13 protein-coding genes and 1 tRNA gene are annotated in these 11,497 nt (G+C 42.6%); all 14 read left to right on the top strand.

The window, feature by feature from the left end; all coding sequences use genetic code 11:
• The first annotated feature begins 6 nt into the window (after positions 1–6).
• On the top strand, positions 7–642 hold the full coding sequence (locus WC526_04230) for a YiiX/YebB-like N1pC/P60 family cysteine hydrolase (protein ID MFA5062326.1): 636 nt from the start codon (positions 7–9) through the stop codon (positions 640–642).
• A complete protein-coding gene (locus tag WC526_04225; protein ID MFA5062325.1) occupies positions 639–1,280 on the top strand; it encodes a hypothetical protein in 642 nt (213 codons plus the stop codon). The genes WC526_04230 and WC526_04225 overlap by 4 nt, the downstream gene beginning before the upstream one ends.
• Positions 1,281–1,388: 108 nt before the next feature.
• On the top strand, positions 1,389–2,627 hold the full coding sequence (gene nusA, locus WC526_04220) for a transcription termination factor NusA (GenBank protein ID MFA5062324.1): 1,239 nt from the start codon (positions 1,389–1,391) through the stop codon (positions 2,625–2,627).
• Positions 2,628–2,656: 29 nt separating this feature from the next.
• The gene (locus WC526_04215) at positions 2,657–3,451 is read left to right on the top strand and encodes a YidC/Oxa1 family membrane protein insertase (GenBank protein MFA5062323.1); all 795 of its coding nucleotides are present in this window, start codon (positions 2,657–2,659) and stop codon (positions 3,449–3,451) included.
• The gene (locus WC526_04210; protein ID MFA5062322.1) at positions 3,448–3,717 is read left to right on the top strand and encodes a PRC-barrel domain-containing protein; all 270 of its coding nucleotides are present in this window, start codon (positions 3,448–3,450) and stop codon (positions 3,715–3,717) included. The genes WC526_04215 and WC526_04210 overlap by 4 nt, the downstream gene beginning before the upstream one ends.
• Before the next feature lie 14 nt (positions 3,718–3,731).
• On the top strand, positions 3,732–4,694 hold the full coding sequence (locus tag WC526_04205; protein ID MFA5062321.1) for a hypothetical protein: 963 nt from the start codon (positions 3,732–3,734) through the stop codon (positions 4,692–4,694).
• A complete protein-coding gene (locus tag WC526_04200; GenBank protein ID MFA5062320.1) occupies positions 4,675–5,985 on the top strand; it encodes an O-antigen ligase family protein in 1,311 nt (436 codons plus the stop codon). Before WC526_04205 ends, WC526_04200 begins: the two co-directional genes overlap by 20 nt.
• Before the next feature lie 147 nt (positions 5,986–6,132).
• Positions 6,133–6,207: transfer RNA gene (locus WC526_04195), tRNA-Thr, on the top strand.
• Positions 6,208–6,326: 119 nt separating this feature from the next.
• Positions 6,327–6,632, top strand: a complete 306-nt coding sequence (locus WC526_04190) for a co-chaperone GroES (GenBank protein ID MFA5062319.1) — start codon at positions 6,327–6,329, stop codon at positions 6,630–6,632.
• Positions 6,633–6,661: 29 nt separating this feature from the next.
• Positions 6,662–8,296: a chaperonin GroEL gene (groL, locus tag WC526_04185; GenBank protein ID MFA5062318.1), complete on the top strand. Its 1,635-nt coding sequence runs from the start codon at positions 6,662–6,664 to the stop codon at positions 8,294–8,296.
• Positions 8,297–8,305: 9 nt separating this feature from the next.
• A complete protein-coding gene (gene prfB, locus WC526_04180) occupies positions 8,306–9,382 on the top strand; it encodes a peptide chain release factor 2 (GenBank protein MFA5062317.1) in 1,077 nt (358 codons plus the stop codon).
• The gene (locus tag WC526_04175; GenBank protein MFA5062316.1) at positions 9,367–9,990 is read left to right on the top strand and encodes an L-threonylcarbamoyladenylate synthase; all 624 of its coding nucleotides are present in this window, start codon (positions 9,367–9,369) and stop codon (positions 9,988–9,990) included. Before prfB ends, WC526_04175 begins: the two co-directional genes overlap by 16 nt.
• A complete protein-coding gene (gene rsmA / locus WC526_04170) occupies positions 9,974–10,807 on the top strand; it encodes a 16S rRNA (adenine(1518)-N(6)/adenine(1519)-N(6))-dimethyltransferase RsmA (protein ID MFA5062315.1) in 834 nt (277 codons plus the stop codon). The genes WC526_04175 and rsmA overlap by 17 nt, the downstream gene beginning before the upstream one ends.
• Before the next feature lie 55 nt (positions 10,808–10,862).
• Positions 10,863–11,489 carry a hypothetical protein gene (locus WC526_04165; protein ID MFA5062314.1) on the top strand — a complete coding sequence of 209 codons (627 nt, stop codon included), beginning with the start codon at positions 10,863–10,865 and terminating at the stop codon, positions 11,487–11,489.
• Positions 11,490–11,497: the final 8 nt, after the last annotated feature.

Genomic DNA, 11,497 nt, shown 5'->3' with positions numbered 1-11,497 from the left:
AATTTTATGTCCACGAAGGAGGAGAGAAATTACATCGCCTTTCCCCTGGAACGCGTGAAGGGTATAATTCCCCCTTTAAAAGAAGCGGATATTGTTTTGGTGCACGTAAAGAAAAATTTTTTAAGGTATCTGATCAGGAAAGTAACGAAAAGTTATTGGGATCATGTGGCTCTAGTGTTGTTTGCCAAAGATGTTGCCAAGGGCCAATATTATAATCAGATTATTGAGGCGGTTGCGCCGCGCGGCATAGAGGTTCATAAATTGGATAAATATCTTAAAGATCCGGAAAAATACGAAATCGGCATAAAGCGCGTGCCGGATTTGGACCCTGAAACCAGAAAGAGAATTTTGTCTTTTATGCTGATGAATGTTGATGCCCCTTATTATAAACTGACACTATCCCGGTTTTTGCTCGCGGCGATTTCAAAAAAATTTAGTGAAGATTTGCTGGGCAGACAGAGATTCAGCTGTAGCGGTTTTGTGCAGAAGGCCTTCTACGAGGCGGCTGGATGGGACAAAAGAGAGGACATGATTTTTAGAGAGGATTTCTTGTCGCCGATGGAATTGCAGGATATTACCACCCCGGCCGATATTGCCCAAAGCGGCAAGGCGGTTTGGATATATAATAAAAAATTAATATGATGCCCCGGGGTAAAAGGCGCGCCGCAGCTTGGAAAAAAATTGAATCAAAATTGCAGGTAGCGGATATCATCTTAACCAGAGACACCCGTTCGGCGCTTTCCGGATCCATCCGGAAAATTTTGGGTAGTTATTGGAATCATGCCGTCATTGTTTTTTTTGTGCCCAATAAGAGTCGTTTGTTTAAGAATATTTTAATTATTAGCGCGGAAGATCACGGTATTGAAATTCACCGCATCCAGAAATACACAAAACATTTTGATTTTTTGGAACTGGGGGTTAAACGCGTACCCGGGCTGTCCGAAGAAGTCAGGGCCAGAGTCCTGTCGTTTTTGATGAATAATGTGGATATTCCCTATGACTATTTGAGGTTGCTGGGATTTTTGCTTAAATTTGTGGAGCTTAAATTAAAAGGCGGCAATAAGCATGTCAAGGATTTTCTAATAAATAAGGATACTTTTGTCTGCAGTTCATTCATACAAAAAGCTTTTTATAACGCTGTGGCCAAAGAACAGAAACAGGCCGTAGTTTTTAAAGACGGAATGGACAAGCGGGATTTGCCCCTGGCGCTTGAAGAGGTGACTCCGGCTGATATCGCCCGCAGTAAAAATTGCGAATGGATTTATAATCCGCACGACTAACTTTATCTCAAGATTTGACAAGTTTAAATATCTGTGATATTATCTTATTATCAAAGTAGCTTTAATAAGAAGCTGCTTTTTTCTTAAGTAATTTATTTTTAATAAAATATGTCGGAAATAACTAAGGCAATCCAATTTTTGTGCGATGAAAAAAATCTATCCTATGACTCGGTGATGGAAGCCATTGAGTATGCTTTGGCGGCCGCCTACCGCAAGGATTTTGGCAATAAACAGCAAAATATTAAAGTAAAATTTGATCCGGAATCTGGCGATATGCAGGTTTGGGATATTAAAACCGTGGTCGCGGATATTGATGAGGAGGTTTTAACCAAGGCCCAGGATGAACTTACAGCCAGAAGGGAAAAAGCCCGCGAAGAAGGCCGAGAACTGACTGACGAAGAAATTGCCGATTTGCCCCGCTTCAACCCCAAAACCGAACTGATGATTGCTGAAGCGAAGAAAATTAAAAAGGGCGCCAAACTGGGCGATGTGCTTGAGATTGCTTTGGAAATTCCCCATGATTTCGGCCGCATGGCCGCCCAAACCGCCAAGCAGGTTATTATTCAGAAAATTCGTGAGGCCGAACGCAATATGGTGTTTAATGATTTCAAAGGACAAGAAGGTACCGTGGTTATGGGCACCGTTCAAAGAGCCGAAGCCAGAAAGGTGTTGGTTGATTTTGGCAAAGTGACCGGGGTTTTGCCCGGTGATCAGCAAAGCCCGCGCGATCGTTATCGTCCGGGTGCGCGTATGAAATTTTATGTCGCGGCCGTGCAAATGACTCCGCGCGGTCCGGAAATTGTGCTGTCAAGAACTCATATTGGCATGGTGAAAGAAATTTTCAAACAAGAAATTCCGGAGATAAATGAAAATTTAATTGAGATAAAAGGCGTGGCCCGCGATCCCGGTTACAGATCCAAAGTAGCGGTGTTTACCAGTGACGAGTCCATTGATCCGATTGGTTCATGTATCGGCCAGCGCGGCGGCCGCATCAATACCATTATTGAAGAATTGGGCGGTGAAAAAATTGACGTGATTTTATACAATGAAAACAGCGCTGAATATATTGCCAATGCCCTGTCACCGGCCAGGGTCTTGGATGTTAAATTAAATGACGCCGAGAGAATCGCCGATGTCAGTGTGGCTCCGGATCAGTTTTCTCTGGCCATTGGCCGCAGTGGTCAGAATGTGCGTTTGGCCGCCGAGTTGACCGGTTGGAAAATAAACGTCAATGAGGATGGCGGTTCGCAGGCCTTATCTTCGGAGGAAGTGCCCGAAGAAGAAGCCGCGGCCGAAGAAACGCCGGCCGAAGAAAAACCAGCGGAAACAACTGAAGAAATAAAATAATAATTTAAAAAATTTAAACGCCTGAAATTATGGTTGCCCTTTTTAACACAATTTTATATCAGCCGATATTTAACTTGTTCGTTTGGTTATATAATATCATCCCCGGTCATGATGTTGGAGTTGTTATTATCATTATTACCATCTTTGTGCGCCTGATCTTGTATCCCCTAACAAGTTCCTCAATAAAAGCGCAGAGATCAATGCAGGAGATTCAGCCGAAAATGAACGAGATTAAAAAACAATATGCCGGCGATCAGCAAAAACAGACCCAGGCGATAATGGAATTGTATAAAAACAACAAAGTCAATCCATTTTCTTCCTGTTTGCCGCTCATCATTCAACTTTTGATTTTAATTGCTTTGTATACGGTACTGCGCGATGCCTTGGCTTCAAGCAATTTGGCAACCAACCTTTATTCCTTTGTAGCCAATCCGGGCACGATAAGTTCTATGTCGTTCGGGATTTTTGATATGGCCAAACCGAACATTGTTTTAGCGGTGTTAGCCGGTGCGGCTCAATTTTGGCAGGCAAAGACCTTGGTCAGAAAACAACCGCCAAAAGAGGCGGGCGCGGGAGGAAAAGACGAAGCCATGATGAGCATGATGAACAAACAGATGCTGTATTTTATGCCGATTTTGACCGTGGTAATCGGTATTGGTCTTCCGGCCGGGCTTACCCTTTATTGGTTTTTTGGAACCGTACTAATGGCACTTCAGCAGATATTATTAAATAAGAAGACCAGTGAACCCGGTTCACCGGCTGCTCCGGCTGTTCCTCCGACCCCTCCTATCACTCCCCCCACTACGTCAAATCCCACGGTATGATAATTAATTTGCGTCAATTAACGCATCTGCCGGTTTATACAGAATCAGGCATTAAGCTTGGCCGTGTTTGTGATTTGGAAATTGACGTCGGTGCGCATACTGTGACGCAATATTTGGTCAGGCCCAATGTGTTAAGCGCCAAATATTATCTGATAAATCACACGCAGGTTAAAGATATCACCGCCGAAAAAATTATTGTTTTTGACAATGTCTTAAAAGTTAACGCCGCCAAAGATTTTGGGGCCATGGCAACGCCGGAAGAATAAAATCAAAAAGGTGTATGTCTTCTCTTCTGGATCAATCAATTATCAAAACCCTCTCTTATTTTGATATTTTTGGTTATCCCCTTACCAAAGAGGAGTTGTTTGAATTTTTATGGCAAGGGCCGGGGACGGGGGAGGGCATACATATTAGCTATGAAGAATTCCTAAAAAATTTAGAAAATATAGATAAAGAAAAGATAAAATATCAGGGCGGGTATTATTTTTTGGCCGGCAAAGAAGCCAATGTATATAAAAGAAATGAAGGGCTGTTAGTATCTTCGGAAAAATTAAAAATCGCCCGCCGCGCCGCCAAAAAGATTCGGTCAGTGCCGTTTTTAAAAGCAGTTTTTGTCTGTAATTCAGTGGCCTTCGGCCAGGCCGGCGAGGGCAGTGATATTGATTTTTTTATTATAACCGAAAAAAATCGGATTTGGCTGGTTCGGTTGTTTGCCGCGTTTTTATTAAGTTTATTCCGGCTTAGGCGGGTTGGCGACAAGGCAAAAAATAAAGTTTGTCTAAGTTTTTTTGCCGCCGACGACAATTTGGACCTCTCGCCTTTGAAAATCGTTGACGAAGATATTTATTTGGTTTATTGGATTCATAAATTGATTCCGATTTATGATCCGGAAAATTATTATCAAAAATTTTTAGACGCCAATCGCTGGACGGAAAAGTTTTTGCCGAATACTTTTCGGGTCAAGCCGGCCTCTTATCTATTTGCAGTGCGCGATTCGGCTTTTGGCCGAATTTGGAAAAAAATGTGGCAGGCGATGTGGCAGGGGGATTATGGCAAACTGATTGAAACGCAAGCCAAAAAAATTCAGCTGGCCAAAATGAAATTTTCCGGCAAGGATATTGAACGGAAAGGGGATAAGGGCGTGGTGATTTCCGATAGCATGCTCAAATTTCACGAACAAGACGCGCGCGAGCGTTTTCGCGGGGAATGGTTAAAAAAAATATATGCTTCGCAAAATCAGTAATTATTTATTGTGGATTTTTTTGTTTTTGCTTCCGTGGCAAACGCGCTGGATTTGGCATTACGGGAAATTAAACGGCGGCGCTTGGGAGTACGGGACGTACAGCTTATACGGCACGGAGATTTTATGGGCGCTCTTGGTAGTATTTTTTATAATTGCCAATTTTGGCAAATATGAGTTTTGGCACCGAATTTTCAGCAAGGAACATTATCGCACCCATAAGAAAAATTTATGGATTGGTTTGGGTTTTATTTTATTTTTGATAATTTCGGTTTGGCAAAGCGTTAATTGGCAGGTTTCTTATAATTTTGTTTTGTATGTGATTGAAGGCCTGTGCCTGTTTATGATCTTGGCCGGACAGGGTGAGGGTTTTTATAAAAAATCCATGTATGCTTTATGGCTCGGCGGCATTCCGCAGGGTTTATTGGCCTTACATCAATTTTTTATCCAGCATGTGTTTGCTTCCAAATGGCTAGGCATGGCCGAACAGTTCGGCCGGCAGGCCGGTGCCAGTGTAATTGAGTTTGGTGAAGAGAGGTGGTTGCGCGCTTATGGCAGTTTTGGTTCGCCTAATTCTTTGGGAATTTATCTGGCTATTTTATTATTGGTTGGTTTGATTTTATATTTAAGAGAAACCGATGCCAAGTTGAAGATTTTTTTAAGTGTCGGCCAATTGTTTGTTTTATCCGGCTTGATTTTGAGTTTTTCACGCGGGGCATGGCTGGCGGCAGTGGTTGGTTTGATAACTTTAAAAATAATTATTTATATAAAAGAAAGAAGCAAGCTGTTTGATTTCAGTAAGCAAGCCATTTTTTATATTTTATTATCCATTTGTTTTTTAGCAATTTTGTATCCGGTTTTTGCGGCGCGGTTTAATTTGAGTAACCGGCTGGAACAGAAATCAATTTATGAAAGGCAGGTTCAATATGGCGAAGCTGTATCTTTATTGAAGCCGGCCAAGTTACTATTTGGCGTCGGTCCGGGCGCGTTCACCTACGCGCTGTATCAAAAAAATATAAATTGGCCGTCCTATCAATATCAGCCGGTGCATAATATTTATTTGTTGATTTTGGTGGAGTGGGGATTGGTCGGGATAATAATTTTCTTAATTTTTCATCTAAAATGGCTGGAGAAAATCTCAAAAAATAATTTATTTTTTTTGCCGGTTATTATTGCTTTGTTATGCGCCGGATTGTTTGATCATTGGCTCTGGAGTATGTGGACAGGCGTGGTTTTCTGGTTTGTGGTGTGGGGAATGGGGGCAGGAAAACTTGACAGCACGGTTGGGTCGTGATAATTTTAAATCAAAGGGCGATAGCCAGTTAAACTATTGGCTACACATCGCTTACCAGTAAAAGGTTCTTCTTAAATAGAGGGATCTTTTATTTTTATTTTAAAATCTTTTTATCGCCTTTGTGTTACACTCGTACCGGTGGACTGCGGGCCGGTAGTTTAACTGGTAAAATACCGCCCTTGGTAAGCGGTGTTCGGGGTTCGAGTCCCCGCCGGTCCACCACCCATGGGTTCTTGACATTTTTTAAAAATATTGTATAATGTATTCACAATTATCACTCCCATAATTTGAGTGATAATACCCTTAATTCACCCCTAATTCATCTATTTTTATATAAAAATATGTCCATAAAACCATTGGGAGACAGGGTTTTGGTAAAGCCAATAAAAGAGGAAGAGGTTACGGCCTCTGGTATTGTTTTGCCCGAAACCGTTGATAAAGAAAAAAAAGCCGAAGGCGAAATTATTGCTTTGGGTAACGGCGACGCCGTCGCCAAGTTGGGTTTTAAAGTCGGCGATAGAATATTATATAAAAAATGGGGTGGGGAAGATGTGAAGGTTGGCAAAGGCAAAGACGAAATTGAATACAAAATTTTATACGTTGGCAAAGACGAAGATAAAAGCGATGTGGTCGCAATCATTGAATAAATTTTTAATTTTTTTGATCTTAAATTCATATGGCAAAGCAAATCATCTATAATGAAGAAGCCAGACACGCCCTGTTAAAAGGCGTGAATGCTTTGGCTGATGTTGTCAAAGTTACTTTGGGTCCAAAAGGACGCAATGTGGTTTTGGATAAAGGTTACGGCGCACCGACCATTACCAAAGACGGCGTGACGGTAGCCAAAGAAGTTGAATTGGAAAATAAATTTGAAAATGCCGGCGTGGAACTGGTAAAAGAAGTGGCCAGCAAAACTAATGATGATGTCGGCGACGGCACCACCACGGCCACGGTTTTGGCTCAAGCGATTGTTAAAGAAGGTATGAAAAATGTGACTGCCGGCGCCAATCCGGTGGCTTTAAAACGCGGTTTGGATAAATGCGTGGCTGAAATCGTCAAAGAATTAAAAGAAAAAATTGCCCGTCCGGTTACTGAAGACGAGATCGCCAATGTGGCGTCCATTTCTGCCAATGATAAAGAAGTCGGTCAAAAAATCGCCGAGGCCATGAAAGAAGTCGGCAAAGATGGTGTGATCACAGTTGAGGAATCACAGTCATTCGGCATGCAAATTGAAACCGTGCGCGGTATGAGATTTGATAAGGGCTATGTGTCACACTACATGGTGACCAACACCGAACGCATGGAGTCCGAATATAACGACCCGTATATTTTAATAACGGATAAAAAAGTTACTTCCATTCATGACGTGTTACCACTACTCGAAAAAGTGGCGCAAGGCGGCAAGAAGGACTTGGTCTTGATTGCTGAAGATGTTGAAGGTGAGGCCTTAACCACTTTTGTGGTTAATAAACTTCGCGGCACATTTAATGTTTTGGCCGTAAAGGCCCCGGGATTTGGCGACAGACGCAAAGAAATGTTACAAGACATTGCCATTCTAACCGGCGGCAAAGTGATTTCCGAAGAAATCGGTTTGAAATTGGAAAATGCCACTTTGGAAGACCTGGGCAGCGCCCGCAAAGTTATCGCCACCAAAGATAACACCACTATCGTTGACGGCAAAGGCGATGAAAAAGAAGTTAAAGAACGCGTGGCCCAAATCAGAAAATTAATGGAGCAAACAGAAAGCGAATTTGATAAAGAAAAATTACAGGAACGCTTAGCCAAATTAGCAGGCGGCGTGGCGGTGATCAAAGTTGGCGCGGCCACTGAAACCGAAATGAAAGAAGTAAAACACCGAATTGAAGACGCGGTCGGCGCGACCAAAGCCGCGGTTGAAGAAGGTGTTGTGCCGGGCGGCGGCGTGGCCTTACTGCGGGCGATAAAAGTTTTGGATACTATAAAATTAGAAGCTGAAGAAAATGTGGCTGTAAATATTTTACGCCGGGCTTTGGAAGAGCCGCTTAGACAGATTGCCATAAACGCCGGTGTTGACGGAGCGGTTATTGCCGAAAATGTCAGAGGCAAAGAAGGCAGTTACGGATATAACGCCTCAACCGGAGAATATGAAGATCTATTTAAAGCTGGTATAATTGATCCAGCTAAGGTAACTCGCACGGCGCTGCAAAACGCAGTTTCAATTGCCGGAATGTTCCTCACCACCGAGGCAGTCATCACTGACTTGCCCAAGAAAGAAGAACCGATGCCGCCGATGGGTGGAGGCATGGGTGGTATGGGCGGGGGCATGTATTAAAAACTTCGTATGTTAAAGGAGCGGTTAAATGAGTTGTATACAAAAATTGTTCAAACAGAAAAAATTTTGAACATCAAAGAACTCAAACAAAAAATGGAGCAATTGTCGCAAGAGATGTCGGCTCCGGATTTTTGGAATAACGCGGAAAACGCTCAAACCATATCCCAGGATTATCAGGATATAAAAAAGGAAGTGGAAAAATTTGAGGACTTGGAAAAAAAGGCCAAAGACCTTTTGGAATTAATCGATGGGGCTGACGAAGAAATGACTAAAGAAATTGAAGCCCAAACCAGCGCGCTAGAAAAAGAATATCAGCAATATGAATTGTATGTTTTGTTAAGCGGTCCGTATGATAAAAGCAATGCCATTATCGCGATTCACGCCGGAAGCGGAGGAACCGAAGCACAGGATTGGGCGGAGATGCTACTTCGCATGGTGATGCGCTTTTGCGAAAAACAGGGCTGGCAGACAAAAATTTTGGATGAGTCAAAAGGCGCTGAAGCCGGATATAAATCCATAACTTTTGAAGTTAAGGGCAGGTATGCGTATGGATATTTGAAATCTGAACACGGGGTGCATCGCCTGGTGCGCATTTCTCCGTTTGACGCGGAAAAAATGCGCCACACCTCTTTTGCCTTGATTGAAGTTTTGCCTGAAGTTGATGAAAATATAAATATCAATATTGACCCCAAAGATATCCGCATTGACACCTTTATGTCCGGCGGCCACGGCGGGCAAAGCGTCAATACAACTTATTCGGCCGTGCGTATTGTCCACCTGCCGACCAATATCAGCGTATCTTGCCAGAATGAAAGATCACAACAGCAAAATAAAGAGATGGCCATGAAGGTCTTGAAAGCTAAATTATACAGATTAGAGCAGGAAAGATTGGCTAAAGAAAAACAGGAACTTCGCGGAGAATACAAATCCGCTGAATGGGGCAATCAAATCCGATCTTATGTTTTACATCCTTATCACATGGTAAAAGATCACCGCACCGATTATGAATCCGCTGATCCGGAGGGTGTATTGGAAGGAAATTTATTACCCCTTTCAGAGGCGTATTTGAAATGGATAAAATCATGAAAATTTTAAGTAAAGAAAATTTGGCAGAGGTCGCGGCTGAACTTACCAACGGCCAGACGATTGTTTTTCCCACCGAAACATCTTACGGTTTGGGTTGTGACGCGACCAATCAAAAGGCGGTTGATAAAATCTTTGCCATTAAAAAACGTCCGCAGACAAAATCATTACTGGTGGTTGTGCCGACAATTGAGATGGCAAAAAAATATTTAGAGTGGAATGATCTGTTGGAACAACTGGCCAGCAAGTATTGGCCCGGACCACTGACAATAGTGGGGGAATATAAAAACGACCAGCCGACTGGGTATCAACTGGCCAATGGTGTTGTTTCAACAGAAAAAACTTTGGCCTTGCGCGTAACCAGTCATCCGGTTCCAAAATTTTTATCCGAGAAGATTAGTAAACCGTTGGTAGCCACATCGGCCAACATTTCTGAAACCGAAAGTACCTACAGCGCTCAAGAAATTATAAAAAATTTCTCAAATCAAGCGTTTCAACCTGATATAATTTTGGATTACGGCGAACTGCCAAAAAATAAACCCTCGACCATTGTCAGTGTTGTCGGCAATGAATTAAAAATTTTAAGACAAGGCAATGTCCAAATTGTTTGATCAAAATTATCTAAAATCGCTTTGTAAAAAATACGGTCTCACACCCAGCAAAAAATACGGCCAGAATTTTTTAATTAATCCGGAGCTGATTGAAAAAATGCTTGAGACCGCCCAAATCAAAGCTGATGACACAATTGTGGAGATCGGCCCGGGTTTTGGCGTGCTCACCTTGGCGCTCTCCGAAAAAGCCAAAAAAGTCATCGCTTTTGAAATTGAAAAAAAATTGACCCCGTATTGGGAAGAAATCCAAAAAACCCACCCCAATATAGAAATAATCTGGGGTAATGTTTTAAAAACCCCGGTGTTTCCAACAGAACCATACAAAGTCGTGGCCAACATCCCTTATCAAATCACTTCAAACCTTATCCGCACCTTGCTCACCTCACAAAATCAACCGCAATCCACTACGTTAATGGTCCAAAAAGAAGTGGCCGAGCGCATTTGCGCCAAACCAGGGGACATGTCGGTGTTATCTGTTTCAGTCCAGTTTTTTGCCCAACCCGAAATTATCACAAATGTTCCCAGGGCATATTTTTGGCCCGAACCGGCTGTTGACTCGGCTGTAATAAAAATAGAGCCAAACCCAACCCAACTCAAAAACCAAACCGAAACCGAATTTTTCTTTAAAATCGTCAAAACCGGGTTCGCCAACAAGCGCAAAATTTTGATAAAAAACCTCGAGCACCTAATCAATAAGAAAAACAGATCAAAACTTCAGGAAATTTTCACTAAGTTAGGGCTAAATAACAAGGTAAGAGCCCAGGAATTATCAGTTCAAAATTGGATTGATCTCGCTCGCAAGTTATCCACTTATTAATTAGCTAAATCTGTGATATAATATCACCAACATTAAAAGATGTTCGGTGGTAGATATGCCAGATGAACTAAATTCTCGCCCCGGTCTAACAAAGACGCAGAAGATGGGATTTGTCTTGCTGTTGATTTTTGCTATTTTTGCGGTCGGTTTGGGCGCTTTGCAGATTAGAAATTCCATGTATGGTCCGCTCGCGCTTAACAAAGAAGTGCCGCCGATTGACAGCGGTGTTGTCAACAATATTGATACCCTTAAATACCGCGATACCGACCATGACGGGCTTAGCGATTTTGATGAAATTTTTATATACGGAACCAGCCCGTATTTGGCTGATACGGATTCAGACGGCATTCCCGACGGGGTAGAGATAGCCAAAGGTTCAAGCCCCTTGTGCAATGAAAAAACCAAAATTTGTGTAAATGGCGGCAGTGAAGCCGTGCCGCTTTCCGGAGGGTCGCCAAGTACTACTGCGGAAGTGATCAGTCAAATGCAGGAGCCCGACTCAAGCGCCAGCATTGACGCTTTGAGTCAGGCCTTAACCGACCCGGCTCAAGTCAGACAAATGCTCCTATCGGCCGGGGTTGAAAAAAAGGTTTTAGACAGCACTTCAGATGCTGATTTAATGGTAATGGTTCAGGAAATTTTGGCTTCGTCCACTATTAGCAGTCAAATTACCGGGCAATAATCAAAAAT

The organism is Patescibacteria group bacterium (assembly GCA_041649475.1).
Classification (GTDB): Bacteria; Patescibacteriota; Patescibacteriia; order Magasanikbacterales; family GWA2-37-8; genus JBAZNA01.
This window is presented reverse-complemented; position numbering and strand designations above follow the sequence as displayed.